Here is a 20,427-nt window from a genome sequence, read left to right as displayed (position 1 = left end):
TTCGATAAAACCCTGTCTGATACGGTGTAGGCATTGCATCGCCTGCTGGCTCTCATCCTTCACTGGTACAAACCGCATATGCGGGCGACGAACTGCTTCACAGATAGCCTGAGCATCAGCTGCATCATTTTTGCCTGATTTACCGGCCATGCGGTAAGGAGATACAAATTTAGCAGCCATCAGCCGTGGTTCATGACCATATTGCCGAAACAACCTTGCCCAGTAGTGAGCCCCGGAGCATGCCTCCATCCCGATAACACAGGGAGGTAAACTGGCAATCAGCTCAGGAAGGGCAGCACGCGATACTTTGGGTTTAACCAGAACAGTTTTACCGTGTTGGTCAACGCAGTGAACAGCGAACACATTTTTAGCAAGATCGATACCGACAGTCGTGATGGTCATAACGAATCCCTCCGGGGCTATGTTTACCCCATGATTGCACAAGAGTTAATCAGGCGCATATCCAGGGGAAGTCCCTTCCATTCGTTAAGGCTGATTTTTTGTAAGTACCCCACTTAAACGCCCCATTCTCTTTCAGAGACCCTCTGGCACATGGATTAGGTTTTCCGAAAGCGAACTTCCGCTCTTCGCTCATAGATGCCGGTCAAACATCCCGCATTCAGCATGTGAGGCGGTAGCCTCATCTCTGATGTACTGAATAACAGTAACGTCTTGCTGGTGTGTCTATCCCGGCTTTACCATGACGTATAGCGATAGGGTCTAAATGCTCAACGGCACTCTCAGTGAGAGTCAGTACCGATTTAACGCTGATGCTTATTCTATCGATAATGGCCTGCCGGGGACCATGACGCCATGCTTCGCTATCATAAAAGGTGTCCTGGGCAGTTTTCAGGTGAGAGAGGCTGTTATAAGCCCTGATCAGATAGTAAGCATCGTCGTCATGTGCTGATATACCATAAGAAATAACATCCATTCCCACTGAACGGTGAAGTGGAACACTCACTTCTTTCATTATTCTATGAAAGTCTTTTCCAGTACCGGGTTTGAGGGTGTACAGCAAAAATTCGACAGTTTTCATCTTCGATATCCTATTCTGTTTTTCTCATCATAGCGAATTATGGCGACGTGTAGTCGTGAAACCGAACAGAAGAACTGGACTGCCAGGCTGTCCCCAGCAGTTATGGCTCTGAATGTCTCATGCGTGCCAGGAGCGGACGTTGCTAACATCGAGATGCTCTAATCTGCAAGGAGCAGCTCCCCCTTTATCAGACAATCTTGTCTGACGCTCCGGACAGAAATATGCTGGTTTTATCTGTTCAGAACACTGAACTATGTTCGGGAAATCACAGAGTCAGGCTAACGGAATAGAATAGTGAGCGGTGTCTTAACCCCTTAAATCGTAAAAGCACCGGTTGATAGCTGATGATGAACGCTTCTCTGATTTAACCAAGCATCGGCATTGAGAATGAATCAAAAAAGTGAAAATATCAAAGGGTAATAGCCTCCGTTTGAACCGGACACCTCACCAGTAAGACATAGTCATAGAGCTATGTTTAAGGAGTGTCCTGTGCAAAGAATCGAAGTGATCACTGGCGAGCAAAAACGCCGTCGTTATACTCCTGAAGAGAAAGCCCGTTTTGTTGCGCTCGCCATGCAGCCCGGCTACACCGTCTCACTCGTTGCCCGGCAATATGACATCACACCCAGTCTTCTTTTTAAGTGGAAACGGCTCATGAACGAGGGTGGAAAGTCTGCGATCGTCGCTGGCGACGAGGTCGTCAGTGTCTCCGAGGTCCAAGCGCTGGAGAAAAAAGTCAAACAGCTTGAACAAATGCTGGGCCGCAAGACGATGGAAGCCGAAATCCATAGGAACGCGCTTGAGATAGCCTAGGCAAAAAAGTTGATATCGCGCATGCCATTGCTGCCACCGGACGATACCTCCTCATCCGAATAGCAGAAGTGCTCTGCGTATCGCGTTCGAATCTTTATGAACGGCTGCTAAAGAAGCGCCAGCAGCGGCCAGCCCGCTATAGCAAAGATGATGACGCCCGACTGTTACCGCTTATCCGCCAGATATGCAGCGAGCGGGCGACAAACGGCTACCGTCGCGTGACGGCACACCTCAATCGTGCGCTGAAGGAACAAAACTGGCGGGTTAACCACAAACGCATTTACCGGATCATGCAGGCGAATAACCTGTTGCTGGCAAAATCTGGCCATAGAAAGCCAGAGCACAGTCATACCGGCAACGTCGTGACACTCAAGCCGGATACGCACTGGTGTTGAAATCCGCTGCTTGAATCGGGAAGTCGTGCGGGTAGTGTTCAGCCTTGACTGCTGTGATCGCGAAGCCATCTGCTGGTCGGCGACAACAGGTGGAATAAACAGCGTTATGGTGCAGGATCTGCTGACAACAGAGAGTGTGGAAAAGCGCTTTGGCAATACGCTTTACCTGCCACATGCCGTTGAGTGGCTGACCGATAATGGCTGTTGCTACATAGCGGACTCAATAAGAACGTTCGCCACCTCACTCAGGTTCATCGTGTGTACGACGCCAGTGCGCAGTCCGGAGAGCAATGGGATGGCTGAATCGTTCGTTAAAACGTTCAAGCGTGACTACGTGTATGTTAATGACCTGCCGGATGCCATGACAGTGATGTGAAAACTGACGGAATGGATGGAAGACTATAATAACTGGCATCCCCATAAAAGGCTGAAAATGCAGTCACCAAGGGAATACAGAAGTTCGCTGCTAGCTATAAATTAACCGTGTCCGTTTTAGCGGGGGCAACTCCACAAAGAGGACGTGGAGCTAAAATATTTGCACGGATAAAAAACCATACTTAACTATTAGTATTACATTAAAAAAATACGGACTCTTTATCAGCAGTCCGCTAAAGTCTATTCAAGGAAAAAACATGTGGCATATCAAGCATTAAAAATTAGTATATAGTGGCAGATTTTATCAAGGTATATATTCCTATAGATACCCTAAAATGATTATCTATTAATCCCCTAATTTAGCGGTCATATGCACTCGATTACCAGTATACGCAGAGAGAATTTTGTATGACGTTTGTGCTTCTTTTGCTTTAGCAGCAATTTTTGCTTCTGCACTGTCAAGAGTGGAAGCAGTTACGCTGACCGTCTGCGCCATACCAGAGAATGAGACAACAGAGAGAAAACCAGCTGCTGCGAGAAGTTTGATATTTTTCATAGTGATAACCCTAGTAAAGTTAATGTTCATCATAAGAGCATACTGCTCGTTTCCTGTTGATGAGCATTAAAAACCCTGCAACTACTATAGGGTCAATACTTTTTATTGTATTTTTTATATAGCGCTGACTGTCTTGAACATCCACTTATCGAGAAATTTTTCTTAAACAATAAAATTCACGCATAATCAATAAGATATGGCAATTTTTATATCGTTTTACACTGAAGATATTTTTTCTTACCCCATTTATATAGGTTTCAAAATATGTCTTTGCAGGTAATTGGAGGCTGGAACTCACGCATTCCTATCCCCTTCCCTTCAAACAACTCTAGCTTTACTCTGATCAAAAGAATAAATACCCAGACATTAAATCACGTGACATGAAATGCCAAAACTGTCTAAATAAACTGGACTGACCCCAGGATTAGATATAACCTTCAATTAGTAATGTCGGTTGGTTTTTCTTCATATTTCCCGTTTCGCCAGCCTGCTGGAAATTCAGCTGGAGTCTGGTAATCCAGCGATGAATGTGGACGGCACTCGTTATAATCCTGCCGCCAGTCATTAATCGTTTTCCTGGTGTGAACTGATCCTACCCACGTAATGTGGACACGGCCCTAAGCAAGGTTCTGGTTTTCAAATTGTTCAGGACTGAGCCCACCACAGGCACTGTGGCGACGCCAGCGATTGTAATCGCACTCAATATAATTAAATACAGTTGTTCTCATCATTTCCCGGCTGATAAAGCGTTCACCGTGGATGCATTCCACTTTCAGCGAGTGGAAGAAGCTTTCCACACACGCATTGTCGTAACAGCAGCCTTTCGCGCTCATGCTCCCGCGCAGATTATGCCGCTTCAGCAACGCCTGATAGTCCGCTGAACAGTACTGGCTGCCACGGTCAGTATGAACAATGACTTTTTTCGGGCGTTTACGCCGCCACAGCGCCATCTGCAACGCATCGCAGGTCAGTTGTGCCGTCATTCGCGGTGCCATTGACCAGCCGATGACAGCTCGCGACCACAGGTCAATCACCACTGCCAGATACAGCCAGCCTTCATCGGTGCGTAAGTAGGTGATGTCTCCCGACCACTTCTGATTCGGGCCGCTGGCGTAAAAGTCCTGCTTCAGCAGGTTCTCAGACACAGGCAAGCCATGCTCACGATAACTGACCGGGCTGAACTTGCGGGCTGCCTTTGCCCGAAGCCCCTGGCGACGCAGGCTGCCAGCTATCGTTTTGATGTTGTAGGCCGGGAGCTCATCCGCAAGCCGTGGCGCACCATACCGTTGTTTTGCATCAGTGAATGCTCTGAGAACCGCGGCATCACAGGCCAGACGGAACTGCTGCCGCGTGTTTATCTGATGACGCCGGGAGCACCAGGCATACCAGCCGCTACGGGCCACGCGCAGCACCCGGCACATGGCTTTGATGGTGAACTCAGCCTGATATTTTTCGATAAAAACATACTTCATTTCAGGAGCTTCGCGAAGTATGTCGCGGCCTTTTGGAGAATAGCCAGCTCCTCTGCCTGCTCCGCAAGCTGGCGTTTAAGCCGGGCATTTTCAGCATCCAGTTCGCTTTCGCGTGCAGATGATGTCAGTTGTTGCTGTTGTTTTTTTCGCCAGCCATAGAGTTGCGATTCATACAAACTGAGTTCGCGGGCAGCGGCAGCGACGCCAATGCGTTCAGCAAGCTTCAGAGCTTCCTGGCGGAATTCGGGAGTGTGCTGTTTACGCGGCTTTTTACTGACGGTTACTGATTTAGTCATGTGAGCTACCTCTGGTTGAGAGTTTACTCACTTAGTCGCGTGTCCACTATTGGCGGGTATCTGTGCCAACAGCTCTCAGGCCAAGGGCCGCGTTAAGCGCGCCAACCTGACGCTGCAGGAGCGGCTGGTTAAGGAGATGTGCCTGGAGAATATCACCTGCATTGATGCCGCCAACGCCTGGATCGAAACGTTCATCAGCGACTTCAACCACCGCTTTGCCAGACTGGCAAAATACCCGAAAAACCTTCACCGCACGGTCTAGAGAGCCACCTGGAACTGGACGACATTTTCGCCTGGCAGACGCTTCGGACGCTCTCAAAAGCACTGACTTTTCAGTATGAAAAAATCCTTTATCTGGTTGATCCCACTGACGAAAACTCACGCATAGTCGGAGAAGAAATCCTCGCTTTTGATTATACGGACGGTACGCTCAAATTCCGCCATGGAAACAGAACACTGAAATATCAGATGTTCGATAAGCTGGACTGCATCAGTCAGGGGCGCATCGTTGATAACAAAAGGCTTGACGCGGTGCTGAAGCTGGCGAAGGAAAAACAGGATGAGCTTGAAGCCGCAGGAAAAAGAAAGGCGCAGCCAGAGTATGCCTAAAAGGCGGGCACAGATTCAGGCTCAGCTCAGAGCCATCAATCCGGTTCTGGCTGAACCCTCTCTTTTCAAATCAAGCCTGAAAAAATGAGCTCACTGCCCTTTTTTCTTCATCAGAAATCAGCAGAAAGTGACATTTAAAACCGGGAAATCAGGGTGACATTATCAATAAGGAAAGACAGCGAGTATAATAGTTGTAATATCCGCACCTCCCCAGAACATCTGAATTTGTCTTTGACAGAAAGAACCGCGCTTCCGGCAGGAAGCCGGCCCCCTTGAAAACTCTCTTATCCTGTTAAAAAGCCTGATATGGTTCGGAGTTAGTCGGTGTTTCCTCCGGCAATAGTGCAGTTGGCTTCACAACAGCGTACATTATCACATCAGATTTATGCCAAAACGGCGTAACGCACTGGCCCACAAAAAGAAAATAAGGACGGTTACGACACAGCAGCTACCCAGCGTGATCCAAAAGCCAAATCGCTGACAGAAAACAGGGAATAGTAAAAACATAGGTAGTGTCGGCACTACATACCAGAATGTATACCACGCATGATTGGCTATTTTTTGCTGACTCTGTCCTTCCAGCTTCATCCACACGAGCACAAGCACAGTAACCAGGGGAAGCGCGGCGACAAGACCACCAAGCCGATCACTACGCTTGGCAACTTCAGAGATAAAAACAACCATTCCGGCGGTGATCGCGTACTTAATCAGTAGCCATAACATCATAAACCCTCACTAATCCTGTAAGTTAACGGCCCTGCACCGACCTATCTCCCCAGCGCAATCCCGGTTTCGCGGTGTCTGTTACGGCCGTATTTTCTCATGCCTCGTCAGCCACGGTGAGGCTCTTTCAAGAGCTGGGTTGTATGAAAACGAAAAAACACAGCCAACAATAATTTACAAAATAACTTATTGACCCTGTATTTACTACAGGGTTTTTAATGCACATCAACAGGTGAGACGGCGATGATGCCGGTATCACCAGATGACCAGATAACCCAAGGAATATGACCATGAAAAATATCAAACTGCTTGTTGCTGCCAGTATGCTCTCCGTAGTCTCATTCTCTGGCTTCGCCCAGTCAGTCAGTGTTACTGCTGACACACTCAGCAACGCGGAAGCGAAAATTGCCGCTATCGCCAAGGAATCCGGTGCTTCGTCCTACCGCATCACCAGTGCAGACCAGAACAACTTTGCCCGCATGACTGCAGTCCTAGATAAGTAACCCGGGACTGTACTACCCTGAACCTGACCAGTTAACGCAAGAGATGGTCGCAGAGCAAATAGCCGGACTGGCTGTCCCCCAGTGGGATGCATCTGGTTCCGCTGGCGACCTCACACGCAATCCCTCACTGTAACGTTTTCTGATCTCACCACGCTGGCCATAACAGATTGCCCTAGCCACTGCATTACGACCTTCTCTCCGGTTAAGCTGAGTCAGGATACGTCGGCGATAATACTCATCATAAATATAATTAAGAAGGTATAAATTGCTTCATTCGGCGCACTATTGTAAACGTTTTTGGCGGGACAGGATGTACTTGTGTGTACGAAACCGAGGGCCAACAATAAATATTGATTTAATGCAAAGGCCCATATAAGATTGATTTACAAGGTGATGGTGCTCCACCTTTCCCAACCGCCGGTTTTTCAACACCGGATGATGGCGCCTGATATACAGATGAAGTTGTCCTCTTATAGGCATGTATGTCAGGTATAGCTATGCAAAATAAAACCACATTACCGCTTACCGCAGAATCTCTCTCTTTTCAAAGAGATAATCCGATTTATGTCTTCGGTCATCGAAATCCTGACAGCGATGCTATTTGCAGCGCGCTGGTTGTGGCTGACTGGCTTAATTACACCGGTCGTCCCGCAACGCCCTGGCGCCTGGGGGATATCACCCCGGAAACCCGTTATATCCTCAACGCTGCGGGTGTTTCACAACCCGATTTACTCACCGTCGATCTGACAGATAAAACCGTATGGCTGGTTGATTTTACGGATGCAGAGCAGGGACCGTCTTCGCTGATGGACAGCAACGTCATCGGCATCATTGACCATCATCGTATTGGTACCCTTGTTACCCGCAATCCACCGGATGTCTGGGTGCGGGCGGTAGGATGCTGCGGAACAGTAATTCTCTCAATTCTCATGCATGACATTCCGATGCCGCTGACTGCCGCTCAGGCTGTGTTGCTGATGGGGGCGATCCTCAGTGATACCGTTGCGCTGACGGGTCCCACCACCACCACTCAGGATCAGGAATCCGTGGCTGTTTTGCGGGAAATCGCCGGTATCGATTATGACCAGTTTGTGACAGGGCTGCTGCGAGCCAAAACAGATATAACCGGGCAATCCGCGTCGGTTTTACTCAATCGTGACGCCAAAAATTACCGGATCCATGATGTGCCGCTGTTGTTGTCACAAATTGAGGTCCGCGACATGGCTGATATTACTCCCCTGTTGCCTGAGCTACTGCAGGAAATGGATAAAACCTGCAAGGACAGCGTGCTGGACATGGTGATCCTGATGGTGACAGACATTACCAGCCGGAACTCCGTTTTGCTTTTTTCAGACAGCAGCCTGACAGGCTCCCGCCAGGTATCGCTGCCCGGCATGACAAGCCGGAAAAAAGAAATCCTCCCCTGGCTGACCAACCGCTTCGCTTCTTATAAGAGGTGATTTATGCAAATTTACCGGCATGCCTTGTTACTTGTACAGAATGAAACCGATGGTCTGCTGTTGCTTGAGCAGGCAGAACGTCTGGCAAAAGAGATGGGCACCCGTATTACTGTCGGGCATCTCAGTGCTGACTATAGGGAACTGGATTATACCAGTGACTCATTAACCAAAGACCGTCAGTCCCGCGAAGTTATTGATGCAAAGGCAATGCTTAGCCGTCTGGTGGAGTCCAGCAGTATTGATATCAACGTCAGGTCCATCGTCAGCATCCATCGTTTCCGGGACGTTGAGGCCGTTGTTCAGCATGAAGATATCGATCTGGTCATGCTGGGGCATGAAAACCGCCTGTTCGGGGTTTTTTCCTCCTTTTCTTTCGAATTCATCAATCACCTTTCTGTTGATGTTCTGATTAAACATATTCCAGCCCCTTAAAAGAAGGTCAAACTTATGAGCTTTGAAATTGAATGTATCATCGCAAGAGAAATTCTGGATTCCCGCGGTAACCCGACCGTAGAGGTTGAAGTGACTTCTGTAGGGGGCAGTATGGCCCGTGCCTCCGTTCCTTCCGGTGCCAGCACCGGCTCCCGTGAAGCCATCGAGCATCGCGATGATGACAAGACACGTTTTGGCGGTAAAGGTGTTCAGGATGCGGTCCGGTGCGTCAATACCGAAATTAACGATGCCCTGCAGGGCTACGATGTACGCCGCCAGAAAGAAATCGACAACTGTCTGATTGCCCTTGATGGCACAGAAAACAAAGGCCGGCTGGGTGCTAATGCGATCCTTGGCGTATCGCTGGCAGTATCCCGCCTGGCGGCACAACTATCCTCTACCCCGCTCTACCGCTATCTGGGTGGCGTCGGCGCGAATCTGCTGCCGGTTCCCTGTATGAATATCATTAACGGCGGAGTTCATGCCCGCTGGCAGGGCGCTGATTTTCAGGAGTTTATGATTGCACCATGGGGAGCCTCTTCCGTACGCGAAGCTATTCGCTGGGGCAGTGAGGTCTACCAGGCCCTGCGTCAGGTCCTGCTGGAAAAAGGTTTATCCGCCGGCGTGGGCGATGAAGGCGGTTTTGCACCGGCCGTTTCCTCAAACCGTCAGCCGCTGGAGCTTATCGTGGAGGCAATTAGCAAGGCGGGATACCGCCCAGGCGAAGATATCGTTATTTGCATGGATCCGGCCTCCAGTGAATTCTACGTCGATGGGAAATATACCCTGCGTACCGAAAATACCCGGCTCAGCGCCGACGAAATGACCCGCTACTATGAGCAACTGGTGAAGGATTTCCCGATAGTCCTGATTGAAGATGGCCTTGCGGAAGACGACTGGGCCGGCTGGCAGCTCCTGCACCGCGCGCTCGGCGATAAAGTTGAGCTGGTTGGCGATGATATCTTTGTGACCAATGTGAAATATATCCAGCGAGGTATCGATGAAAACCTGGCCAATGCCGCATTGATCAAACTGAACCAGATAGGCACCCTGAGTGAAACCATCGAAGCCGTCCAGTTGTGTCAGGATAACAACTGGGGAACCTTTATTTCGCACCGGAGCGGGGAAACCGTGGACAGCTTCATTGCAGATATGACCGTCGGCCTGCGGGCTGGTCACCTGAAAACCGGTGCACCCAGCCGTGGGGAGCGCATTGAGAAATACAATCAACTGATGCGTATTGAAGATGAATTAGGTGATGCCGCCATCTTCGCCGGTAAAGCCGCCTTCAAAAAACGCTGATTCCGTCACCCTTCCCGTATGCTCAGATACGGGAAGGGGTAGGGTGGTTCTGTGAACGGAAAAATACTCATACTGTAACAGCAACGGGGATCCAGGCAAACTGTCTGGTTTTCCTGATCGCTGATGCCTTTTTTAATATACTGCCGGATGATACCAGTGCCGTTGTAATCGCGCTGTTCATCGGGAGCGGTGCCCATCTTCTGATGCGTCACCTCCTTGACCGGAGTCCAGGTAAATCCGGGTAATCAGTACAAACAACTCAACGGGTTCAGGTCCTTCCGGTTCAGTTGTGGGTGACAGACAGGTAGTTGTTATGGGGAAAATTATTTTACTCCGCCATGGCGAAAGTTAGTTGAATCGCAAAATCGTTTTACCGGATGGGAAAATGTCCCGCTGATGCTGAAAGGAGTGGAGGAAACCCGGCGCGCAGCAAACCTGATAAAACGGTCCGGAATCAGTGTGCCACTACAATCATAGATGGAGCCTGCACATCCGTTCTGAACCGGGCAATTCATTCGCTCTGGCTGATAATGGAAGCGCTGAATCAATTGTGGTTACCGGTGGACAAATCATGGCGGTTAAATGAACGTCATTACGGTGCGCTTCAGGGAATGAACAAAGATGAAGCCACTCAACAGATTGGCCAGAAAATCGTTTATCACTGGCGGAGGAGCTATCGTGGTATCTCCCCTCCGTTGCCGGATGCACCTGCTTCACTTCATCGTGAGGCACGTTATCGTCATGTGTCCCTGACGGATTTGCCGGGGGGAGAAAGTCTGGAAATGACGCAACGAAGGTTGTTGCCTTACTGGCACCACGTCATTGTCCTGCGCGTCGCCAGTGGCGAAACCATGTTGCTGGTCAGTCATGCTAATACACTGCGTGCGCTGACCATGTTTATTGAGCAGATTGATGAAAATAAGGTTCCCGATCTGCATGTCCTGACGGGAATCCCCGTACTGTATGAAATGAATGAAAAACGGGCCATCACCGCACGTTATTCCCTTGAATGACGGTCTGATGGTGCCCTGATTTCAGCGAGGTGGTATGTACAAATCATTATTCGCGGTGGTGATAGGCGGATCGATCGGCTGTGTGATCCGCTGGATACTGTCCATGCGTCTCAATGCACTTTTCCCCAATCTTCCACCTGGTACCCTGGTGGTTAATCTGGTTGGCGGATTTATCATCGGTATGGCACTGGCCTTTTTTGTCCGGCAGCCTCACCTTGATCCCGCCTGGAAGTTTTTTATTACCACCGGCATATGTGGCGGTATGACAACCTTTTCCACCTTTTCTGCTGAGGTGGTGGTGTTACTTCAGAATGGCAATTATGCATGGGCTGTCATTTCCGTACTGACGCACGTAACTGGCTCGCTTCTGATGACTGCCACTGGTTTCTTTGTGATGACACTGCTGTAAAAGCATATGCGCCATACACTTAACCGCGCCATGTCTCCGGCAGATTTTCATTTTATCGCCATAACAACATACCTGACCTGCCGGGTCAGGTATTTCCGGAGAAGGGTGTATGGAGATGCTCCCTGAGAATATCGTGAAGGGACTTTCCGAAGCCGAGGTGCAGACCCGGCTGGGTCAATGTGGCTATAACGAAGTGCGTGAACAGCCTCCGGACCAGGTGCGTGCTATCCTCAAACGTCTGCTGGGTCCCATCCCCTGGATGCTCGAAATTGCGCTGGTACTTGAAGTGGTTCTGGGAAAGACGACTGAACCAGTGCGCGCTCAGACAACGACGAACCATCCATTCACCTCATTCGGAGGTCACAGATAGTCGCTGTCTCACACGCCGAATCCCCTCCTGAGTTCACCACGATCCAGCAGGTCATGGCGGCGTCCGGCGCCATGATCCTAGCAGTCGCAACCGGCAGCGACGGTCATCCCCATATCCGCGGGTTGCAATCATTAGTCGAAGCACTAGGCGATGATACGGCAGGACTCGTCAGGGATACGGTTTCCAGTGAAAGATTAGACTTATTGCTGCCGGCAGTAGTGTCAGCGTTGCCAGTGTGGCTGAAAGCAGCCCACCAATAATGGCAAATGCCATCGGTTCCCAGAAAACATCCCGGGCAATCGGCAGCATCCCGAGAATGGCCGCCGAAGCGGTCAGCATGATAGGGCGTGAACGGTGCAGCGCGGCGACTTTGATCGCCTCATCCGCAGTGAAACCATTTTTCATCCCCACATCCACTTCGCTAATAAGAATGACGGCATTACGGATGATCATCCCGGCCAGTGCAATGATCCCCAGCAGCGCCACAAACCCCATCGGTATGCCAAAAGGCAGCATAGCCACAACTATCCCAGGCAAACCAAACGGTGCCATCAGCAGGGCCAGCAGCATCGACGAAAAGCGTTGTAACTGAATCATCAGCAGTAACAGCATCACCATCAGCGTGACAGGCAATACCGCATACACTGAGCTGTTTCCTTTCTCCGATTCCACAACCACTCCACCTTCCTCCACACTGTAACCCGGCGGGAGACTCTCCCGGAAACCGGCAACCACCGGAGAGAGTGCCGATGACACGGTCTCTGCACGAACGCCGGGCGCGGTATCCGACTGAACCGTGATAAACGGCAACCGCTGCCGACGCCAGATAACCGGATCATCCAGCGTCCATTCTGGCGTGGCGACCTGTCCCAGGGGAACTTTATTCCCGGTCGATGATGTCAGCATCAGAGCATTCAGTAACGCCGGGTTTTGTCGTGAGGCTTCATTTCCCCGCAGCACCACATCAATCTGGCGGTTACGGTCGCGCAGGGTGGTCACGGTGGTTCCGGAAAACAGCGTGGCAAGCGTTCCTGCCAGTGACTGAGACGTCATGCCGGTGGCACGCGCCTGCGTCTGATCCACCCGCAGACGGATGACCCGCTCCGGTTCACCGGACGTCAGATTGACACCCCGGGTATCGGGATTGCGGGCAATCATCCCTGCCAGTTGCGTGGCCAGTTCACGTACACGGGTATTATCCGGCCCGGATACCCGGTATCTGACCGGCCAGCCCACCGGAGGGCCCAGCTCCAGTGTGGATACCCGGGTTGTGAGCGTACTGAAATCTTTCGACAGGATCTGCTCAAGCTGTTTCTGCAGCCGGTTTCTCGCCGCTTCATTTTTCGCCACTACGACCAGCTGGGCAATGTTCTCTTTCTGCAGCAGAACATCCATCGGCAGATAAAAACGCACAGCGCCGGAACCGATGTAGCTTGAGTAATGGTCAATATCAGGATTATCGCGCAACTTCGCTTCAAACTTCAGGACGTCGCGGTGCGTCTGTGCCTGGCTGACATTCTGCGGCAGAGTCAGGCTCACCAGCAGCTCCGGGCGATCGGACGCTGGGAAAAACTCACCCTGCATCAGCAGGGCTCCGCCCCCGGACAATATCAGTATCGCCAGGGCACAACCGAGTGTCTTGCGCCGGTGCTGCATCACCCGGTCGAGCAGGCGGGTATAATGACGGTGAAAGAAACTGTGCTTATGTGACTGATGTGAATGCTGTTCCGGCAGTAACCAGACGCCGGTAAGCGGCGAGAAAAGAACCGCAACCAGCCATGAGCTCAGCAGCGCTGTCAGTACCACCACAAACAGGGAGTAGCAGTATTCTCCTGCGCTCGATGCCGCAAATCCCACCGGTATAAATCCGGCAATCATCACCAGTGTCCCCGTCAGCATCGGGAACGCGGTGGTACGAAATACCTGCGTGGCGGCCACACTCAGGGCATCGCCAGCCTCAAGCCGCGACACCATGGCTTCTACGGTGATCATGGCATCATCAACCAGCAGTCCCAGTGCAATGATCAGGGCACCGAGGGAGATTCGCTGTAGCCCTATTCCGGCCAGTTCCATCCCGGTAAATGTCATGGCCAGCACCAGCGGAATGGCCACGGCGACCACCAGACCTGCCCGGCTGCCCAGCGAAACAAAAGAAACGGCCAGCACAATAATAACGGCCTCAACCAGCACCTGGACGAATCCTCCCACCGCGTCACTGACTACGGCCGACTGGTCTGCCACCTTCTCCACACTGATCCCGTAAGGAAGATGCGTGCGGATCCTGTCCATCGTCGCGTTCAGCGCCCGACCAAAATCAACAATATTTCCACCGCGAGCCATCGAAATCGCCAGCCCGAGTGCTGGTTTACCGTTAACCCTAAACTCCGGTGAGGGCGGATCTGCCTGCTGCAGTGTGACCGTGGCCAAATCGGTGAGGGGGATAAAACGGTTTCCGGTATGCAGCACAATTTGCCGCAGGCTGTCCACGGATGTGAAGGCGCCACTGACTTCCACCGACATATTTTCCTGTGATGTCCGGATACGTCCGGCGGGCGTGACGGCATTCTGTGCCTGCAGAGCCGCCGTCACCTGCTGAAGATCGAGTCCCATTCCCGACAGTTTCAGTGGATCAAAAGCAATCACCACCTGTTGTTCGCTGTCACCCAGCAGCGTAACTTTCCCTGTTCCCGGAACAGCCAGCAGAGATGTCCGGATATCATCGACGGTATCGCGTAACTGCCGGGGAGTGAAGCCGTCCGACGTGAAGCCATAAATTGTGCCGTATGTATCATCGAATTCATCATCCACGGCCGGGGTGGTGGTGCCGTCCGGCAGGGATGCCCGGATGTCGTCCATCTTTTTCCGCACGCTATACCAGATACCCGCAACCTCTGACGGCGGTGTGTCATCACGCAGGTTCACAAAAATCACCGACGAGCCCGGACGCGTGTAACTCTCGATATAATCCAGATGTGGGATTTCCTGGAGCTTCTTCTCCAGCGTGTCGGTGACGAAACTGACGGTATCTTTTACCGTTGCGCCCGGCCACTGTGCCGACACCACGGTGGTCTTAATGGTAAACGCCGGATCTTCGCTGCGCGGCAGATTCAGAAAGCTCATGACGCCTGTCACCGTGACCATCAGCATCAGAAAAGCCACCAGTTGTCGGTGGGCCAGTGCCCAGGCAGAAAGATTAAAACCGCCGGAAGCGTGCATAACATTTTTCATTTTTGGTTCTCCGTCAGCACGTTTTCCCCGTCACGTAACTGACTGACCCCGGCAGTGACCACCTGTTCACCGGCTGTCAGCCCTTTGCGGATGAGCACCGAATCGGTCATATAGGCCGCAATGTCAACGGGTGTCAGGCGCAGGCGATTTTTGCCGGTGTCCACCACGAACACTGCCGGTTTCTGTTCTTTCCTCGTCAGGGCAGATGCCGGTACCTGAAACACTTCACTGCCGCCCAGGGGTAATGACCCGGTGACCGTCGCCCCCATAGCCATTACCGCGGGTGCATTCTCAAGGTCATAGCGTACCCGCCAGGTCCGGGTCTGTGTGTCGGCCTGCGGGCTGATGTCACGCAGCGTTCCGGTTACCGACACCGACGGGTTATCCGCCATACGCAGGGTGAGTGTCTGCTGCTGTTTCAGGGTGTCAGCCAGAGCCCCCGGTACGCTGAAGACCGCATCACGGGCCCCTGACTGCGCCACCCGCAGGATTTCCTGTCCGGTGGTCACTACCTGTCCCGGACCGGCGCTGACGGTGGTGACCACCCCGGTAACCGGTGAGAGCAGTCGCGCATACCCCAGACGGTCCGCTGCACTGCTCAGGTCGGCCTGAGCGCTCTGCAGTTTTGCTGTTGCCGTGTCGCGGTTTGTGCGGGCCTCGTCAAGCTGAACCCGGGCAACCGCACCCTGCGGGGCAAGCAGCGTCATGCGTCGCAGGTTTATCTCAGCAAGCCTGACGCTTGCCCCGGCTTCCTGTACTACCGCCTGAGCACTGCGGTACTGATTACACAAATCGGTATCATCCAGTTCAGCCAGTACCTGCCCGGCAACCACTGACTGCCCCACATCCGTGAGTCGTTTCACCATCCGGCCATCGGTACGGAAGCCGATAATCGTCTCTTCATGGGGCAATATTTCACCGGTCATCAGCGTCTGCCCACCATGATTGCCGGCAGATACCTCCGTGGTCATCACCGGTCTTGGTGGGACATGGCGGGATACCGGCTCATTATCACAGCCGGTCAGTTGCAGGGCGAGGGCGAAAACCAGGGCTGAGCCCCGTCGCCAGAAAAGCAAAGACGCTATCAGGGGGATGAATGAATATGATGGCATGGCAGCCTCCGGAAAAAATGCTGCCATGAGTAAACCGCAGGTGTGTCCAGATACGTTCGACGAACCATCAAGATTTGGTCAAGAAAAGTGAAAAAGAAAACTCATACGGGCAGTTTCACCCGAAACAGGAGTCCGTTCCCCTCTTGCGGGATACTGGCGGTCAGCGTTCCGCCGTGAGACTCACAAATGGCTCTGGCAATCGACAGACCCAGTCCACTGCCTCCTGAATGACGGGAACGGGAAACATCAGAACGGGTAAACCGGTCAAACATCACCGGCAGAAAATCCGGTTCGACGCCCGCGCCGTAATCCCGGAAGGAGAACGTCCAGTAGCCTGACTGAACGGAACCCTGTATCGTTTGCTTCCCGCCTTCCGTCGCGTAACGCAGTGCGTTCTCCATTAAAATGGTAAAGACCTGTCCGATTCGCAGCGGGTCCGCACAACATTCTCCCGGAGGGATATCCGTGTCGTAACCGAAATGCCCGGCGGTAGCCTGTGGCCGTAGCCAGGCAATCTTTTCCTGCAGTAATCCGGCGGGTGAGAAGCGTTGTTTATTCAGCGTAAGCTGCCCTGCATCAGCCAGTGAGAGCAGGTGCAAATCATCAATCAGACGGCTGAGGCTCAGGAGCTGGTTCATCACCATATTCATCTGCGCTTTATCAGCCGGGAATACGCCGTCCATCATTCCCTGTAGACGGCCCACCGCGGCCGTCAGTGGAGAGCGCAGTTCATGCGCGGCTGCAACATGAGATGCCCGTAATTCCCGGTCATAACGTTCAAGTCTTTCGGCCATGGTATTGAAGTTCTGCGTAAACAACATCAATTCAGAGGGCGCACTTGCATCCATTTTTGAGCGAGTGGTAAAACGCCCCTGCGCTATCGCTGCGGAGGCTCGCGTCAGCAGACCGAACTGCCGGGCGAGAGGCCGGGCGGCCAGCAAACCGAGCATAATTATCAGCGGTGTCACAAACAGGACCAGCCCTCCCAGCGTCAGCCAGTCTGTTGACGCAATGGACGGATCTGAGAACTGCAGTCCGTACCAGTCATCAATAATTTCATGGTAACGGATGCGATTAAGATCGGGATTTTCCCGCAGATGCAGAAATTCCTGTCGTACCGCCTCCGGCATCCGATGCTGTACCCAGGCATCCAGCAGGGCAAAACGCAGCCACATGCACAGGGCGATAAGCACGACACTGCCGGCCGCCAGCGACAACACCCTGACGCAAATCCAGCGCCATAATGAACGGGACTCTCTTTTTTTCATGGCTGCAGATACCGGTAACCGATCCCTCTCACGCTGGTCAGCACACCGCTGACCCCCGCTTTTTCCAGTTTGCGGCGTAGGTTATAGATGTGTGTATCAACCACCCTCTCCAGCGCATCACTTTCCGGCAGGCAGTGTTCAAGCAGCGTCTGACGGGAACAGACGCTCCGGGGGCGGGTCATCATCATGTCCAGCAGTGAAAACTCGGTGGGGGTCAGCTCAAGGTGCACCCGGTTTTCATCGTGAATAACAGCGACTGACATGGTGTCCCGGTTGAGTTCAACGGCCCCCACCCGGCGATAATTTTCAGCGCTAGCATGCGCTGCCGCCCCACGCCGTAACACCGCCTGCACCCGGGCCACGACCTCACCCGGATGATAAGGTTTGACGACATAATCATCCGCACCGAAGCGTAAGGCCCCGATACGGTCCGGGACCTCGCCCATTGCGGTGACCATTATCACGGGAACATCGGATTCGCGGCGCAGCCGGCTGAGTATTTCTGTTCCGGTCATACCCGGCAGCATGATATCAAGCAGAATAAGTGCAGGATGCTGGGTAAGGGCGGCTTCAAGTCCTGCTTTTCCATCATGGGCCAGTATGACCCCGAAGTTTTCACGACGAAGATAGGCTTCGAGCACATTCGCCGCATCCCGGTCGTCCTCGATAATCAGAATACGTTTTGTGTTCATTCATTCTGCCTTGATGGTTTCTTGATGGTTTCCACGCTGAGTCTTGATAAAGCATCGTCATAATCCACTGCGGGTGGCCGGGCGGGTCACAGCTTACCGTAATGCATAAACATAAAACGAGGGATATATGATGGCAACGTATTCGTCTGTAACAGGGTGTACAGTGATCCTGCTGGCAGCGACCTGCGGGTCCGCTATTGCCGACAGCGGCAATCAGGATGGAGTGACGGTGGGGATAATGGGAGAAAACGCCCCCCGCTACAGTGGCGCGGATAAGCAGCACTGGACAGTGATGCCTTCCCTGCAGGTCCGTAAAGGCGCGTTTTTCTTCGACTCAACAAAAGGTATCGGTTATGACCTGCAGACGGATAATGGCCTCTATTTTGAAAATGCGTTCGGATACAGTTTTGGCCGTGCCGATCAAAATTCATCGTGGCGCGATGGTTCTGACAAACTGAAAGGAATGGGAAACATCCGTGGTGCACTGAACACGCAGGTTGCTGTTGGCTGGCAGGTGAACAGCTGGTTTACCCCGGAAATCCGTGCAACTCTGCCGCTGACGGATTCACAGGGGGTACAGTACCAGGCCTCGCTGACGCTCGTGCCCTGGCAGAACGACACAGATACGGTTGCCCTGCAGGGCGCGGCACTTTTTGGTGACGCCCGGTACATTAACACCTGGTACGGCGTTAATGCTGCCCAGAGCCGCACAACCGGTTTCCGGGAATACAACCGTAGCGCAGGATTTTATGCTACGCAGACTACCCTGAGCTGGCAGCATCAGTTTAATGAACACTGGGGCACCCTACTGGGCGCTTCATATGCCTGGCTTGCGGATAAAACCAGTGACAGTCCTGTTGTGTCAGCGCGAGACAATATCAGCGGTTTTGCTGGTATCAACTGGACATTCTGACACGCCAGGAACTGGCAGAGTCTCCGAAAAGTGGACTATCAGAAACATATATTTGAATGTTGATATCAGATGATGTTTTGCGAGTCATCTACTGGCTTGGAAATGGCTTCAAGCCCTGAGTGATATATCACCGGAAGATTACGAGCAGGAGCATGTACTATTACACTTTCAGTGGAGTGGATTATAAGCGCAGGATAATAGCATATGAGGACAGCATTAAAATTCATTACACTCCCAAATCCTTTATCTATATTCTCGCTAGTATAAAATCATGTATAGCGAAAGAAAACCCTAGCACCTTAAATAAGACCGCACCGACAGTCTTTTGCGCCGAGGTTCTTCTCCCCCCCATAAACAATGACCACGAAAATATCAGGAAAACTACGACATCACATGTCAGATGGGCCGAATCCCAGCTTAACCAGAATTGACGAATGAATACTTGAAAAATTTGACATAAATTGAATATCGTCATTCCATAATAGTATGGGCATAGTACGAACTGCCAGCTAGTTTGTTCCGTCCGTTGAGTCTCTAACTGACTATTATTTTAAGACTAACATATCAGTCTCTTTGATTTTTAGATAGCAATAATATTTGCTGATATTACTTCATTGAGTACTTCTACCGCCATACTGGCATCAAGATTCTTGACCGACACATAGACCTTTATATGAGCCTCCACGCTATCGAGAATTATCTCGAGCGTACGGTCAAGCTCTTCTGGATAGTAGTTCATCACGCTGTCGAACACGCTATTGTACGATGCCCTGACAATCCCATTACATACCGTAAGGAATAAGGCGATATTTCTCATTCAGAACTGAATCACATGCGGTAGCAGGAGGATGAAAATCAGCTACTGAAGAAACAGGTGGCTGGCCTGAGTGTGGACAAGGAGATGCTTCAGGAGATGCTGAAGCAAAAGTTCTAAGGCCGGCACAGAAATACCAGTCGGTGCATTCTCTGCGGGAAGCATATCGTATCAACGCCTACCGGGGACGCGGGTTACTAATGCAAAGCAGAACTGTTTAACCGCCGCTATCGGACATAAATACTGGATTTTAATCTATTTAGAACTCAGAATGAGGTACGGGAGAATTACATTATGCTGGCTGAGGTAATACAATAACGAGCGGCCTCATGAATCTCTGAATAACCTGATACAGGAAGAGGTATCGGCTGATGACTGAAAACCCGGAGCTATCAAGAAGTGCATGGAACAAAAATGGCATGCTTAAACTTACAGCGTTTGGTTTACGTATACTTCGCTCTTCTTACTTTTTATGATGATAAATTTGGCATACCACCCTGTTCTTAATATATTTAAAAAAAACCAAATACTCCCTCCACAAATACTTGACGTCACATGATACATTAATGAGGCCTTAAAAGAAAAAACCGATGATTTAGTAAATCACACATAAATATTGAACACAATACATTT

At 51.5% G+C, this 20,427-nt stretch carries 15 protein-coding genes, 5 pseudogenes and 1 riboswitch; of the genes and pseudogenes, 10 read left to right on the top strand and 10 right to left on the bottom strand.

Features of this window, described 5'->3' with window-relative positions; translation table 11 throughout:
* Both ACVCAM_RS20940 and ACVCAM_RS20935 read right to left on the bottom strand, forming a co-directional pair.
* Positions 1-402, bottom strand: a 402-nt coding sequence (locus ACVCAM_RS20940; protein ID WP_447093659.1) for an IS110 family transposase, incomplete at its 3' end; no start/stop codon positions are given.
* Positions 403-721: 319 nt separating this feature from the next.
* Positions 722-1,039, bottom strand: a pseudogene (locus tag ACVCAM_RS20935) (NIPSNAP family protein); the annotation flags it as partial.
* A 489-nt stretch (positions 1,040-1,528) separates the two neighbouring features.
* Between ACVCAM_RS20935 and ACVCAM_RS20930 the strand changes: the two are divergent.
* Positions 1,529-2,728 (top strand): annotated as a pseudogene (locus tag ACVCAM_RS20930) (IS3 family transposase).
* Positions 2,729-2,968: 240 nt separating this feature from the next.
* Here the strand turns inward: ACVCAM_RS20930 and ACVCAM_RS20925 are convergent.
* On the bottom strand, positions 2,969-3,178 hold the full coding sequence (locus ACVCAM_RS20925) for a YdgH/BhsA/McbA-like domain containing protein (RefSeq protein WP_032443218.1): 210 nt from the start codon (positions 3,176-3,178) through the stop codon (positions 2,969-2,971).
* 437 nt (positions 3,179-3,615) lie between these two features.
* Positions 3,616-4,946, bottom strand: a pseudogene (locus ACVCAM_RS20920) (IS3 family transposase).
* Between the two features lie 58 nt (positions 4,947-5,004).
* Between ACVCAM_RS20920 and ACVCAM_RS20915 the strand changes: the two are divergent.
* Positions 5,005-5,643: pseudogene (locus ACVCAM_RS20915) on the top strand (ISNCY family transposase); the annotation flags it as partial.
* A gap of 284 nt (positions 5,644-5,927) precedes the next feature.
* On the opposite strand, the gene ACVCAM_RS20910 reads toward ACVCAM_RS20915, so the two are convergent.
* Positions 5,928-6,278: a DUF3147 family protein gene (locus ACVCAM_RS20910; protein ID WP_016154441.1), complete on the bottom strand. Its 351-nt coding sequence runs from the start codon at positions 6,276-6,278 to the stop codon at positions 5,928-5,930.
* A gap of 290 nt (positions 6,279-6,568) precedes the next feature.
* On the opposite strand from ACVCAM_RS20910, the gene ACVCAM_RS20905 reads away from it, so the two are divergent.
* Complete coding sequence (locus tag ACVCAM_RS20905) at positions 6,569-6,781, top strand: YdgH/BhsA/McbA-like domain containing protein (protein ID WP_009652456.1); 213 nt, start codon at positions 6,569-6,571, stop codon at positions 6,779-6,781.
* A gap of 120 nt (positions 6,782-6,901) precedes the next feature.
* Here the strand turns inward: ACVCAM_RS20905 and ACVCAM_RS20900 are convergent.
* Positions 6,902-7,045, bottom strand: a pseudogene (locus ACVCAM_RS20900) (Tn3 family transposase); the annotation flags it as partial.
* Between the two features lie 116 nt (positions 7,046-7,161).
* A riboswitch (Fluoride riboswitch) is annotated at positions 7,162-7,236 on the top strand.
* A 42-nt stretch (positions 7,237-7,278) separates the two neighbouring features.
* Here ACVCAM_RS20900 and ACVCAM_RS20895 point away from each other — a divergent pair.
* The 6 genes from ACVCAM_RS20895 (at position 7,279) to ACVCAM_RS20870 (ending at position 11,767) form a co-directional block, all read left to right on the top strand.
* Entirely contained in the window at positions 7,279-8,241 is a 963-nt protein-coding gene (locus ACVCAM_RS20895) for a DHHA2 domain-containing protein (RefSeq protein WP_009652407.1), read from the top strand.
* Positions 8,242-8,244: 3 nt separating this feature from the next.
* Entirely contained in the window at positions 8,245-8,673 is a 429-nt protein-coding gene (locus ACVCAM_RS20890) for a universal stress protein (protein ID WP_009652460.1), read from the top strand.
* 15 nt (positions 8,674-8,688) lie between these two features.
* Positions 8,689-9,975, top strand: a complete 1,287-nt coding sequence (eno, locus tag ACVCAM_RS20885; protein ID WP_023336652.1) for a phosphopyruvate hydratase — start codon at positions 8,689-8,691, stop codon at positions 9,973-9,975.
* Positions 9,976-10,352: 377 nt separating this feature from the next.
* Positions 10,353-10,988 (top strand): 2,3-bisphosphoglycerate-dependent phosphoglycerate mutase, encoded by a 636-nt coding sequence (locus tag ACVCAM_RS20880; RefSeq protein ID WP_223175621.1) that lies wholly within the window; start codon positions 10,353-10,355, stop codon positions 10,986-10,988.
* A gap of 34 nt (positions 10,989-11,022) precedes the next feature.
* Positions 11,023-11,397, top strand: a complete 375-nt coding sequence (crcB, locus tag ACVCAM_RS20875) for a fluoride efflux transporter CrcB (protein WP_016154442.1) — start codon at positions 11,023-11,025, stop codon at positions 11,395-11,397.
* Between the two features lie 109 nt (positions 11,398-11,506).
* Positions 11,507-11,767, top strand: coding sequence for a cation-transporting P-type ATPase (locus ACVCAM_RS20870; RefSeq protein ID WP_016154443.1), 261 nt, complete (start codon positions 11,507-11,509; stop codon positions 11,765-11,767).
* A 168-nt stretch (positions 11,768-11,935) separates the two neighbouring features.
* Here the strand turns inward: ACVCAM_RS20870 and ACVCAM_RS20865 are convergent, their stop codons facing one another.
* From ACVCAM_RS20865 to ACVCAM_RS20850, 4 genes are all read right to left on the bottom strand, one after another.
* On the bottom strand, positions 11,936-14,995 hold the full coding sequence (locus tag ACVCAM_RS20865) for an efflux RND transporter permease subunit (RefSeq protein ID WP_080685893.1): 3,060 nt from the start codon (positions 14,993-14,995) through the stop codon (positions 11,936-11,938).
* The gene (locus ACVCAM_RS20860; RefSeq protein WP_032950079.1) at positions 14,992-16,107 is read right to left on the bottom strand and encodes an efflux RND transporter periplasmic adaptor subunit; all 1,116 of its coding nucleotides are present in this window, start codon (positions 16,105-16,107) and stop codon (positions 14,992-14,994) included. The genes ACVCAM_RS20865 and ACVCAM_RS20860 overlap by 4 nt, the downstream gene beginning before the upstream one ends.
* A gap of 101 nt (positions 16,108-16,208) precedes the next feature.
* Positions 16,209-17,375, bottom strand: coding sequence for a sensor histidine kinase (locus ACVCAM_RS20855; protein ID WP_009652412.1), 1,167 nt, complete (start codon positions 17,373-17,375; stop codon positions 16,209-16,211).
* Positions 17,372-18,067, bottom strand: coding sequence for a response regulator (locus ACVCAM_RS20850; protein WP_447093658.1), 696 nt, complete (start codon positions 18,065-18,067; stop codon positions 17,372-17,374). Before ACVCAM_RS20850 ends, ACVCAM_RS20855 begins: the two co-directional genes overlap by 4 nt.
* A 127-nt stretch (positions 18,068-18,194) precedes the next feature.
* Here ACVCAM_RS20850 and ACVCAM_RS20845 point away from each other — a divergent pair, with 127 nt between their 5' ends.
* A complete protein-coding gene (locus ACVCAM_RS20845; RefSeq protein WP_016154445.1) occupies positions 18,195-18,980 on the top strand; it encodes a MipA/OmpV family protein in 786 nt (261 codons plus the stop codon).
* The last annotated feature ends 1,447 nt before the right edge of the window (positions 18,981-20,427 follow it).

The sequence above is a fragment of the Enterobacter sp. CFEC122 genome (assembly GCF_052983755.1).
The sequence above is the reverse complement of the archived record's forward strand: the minus strand, read 5'-3'. Positions and strand labels throughout refer to the sequence as shown.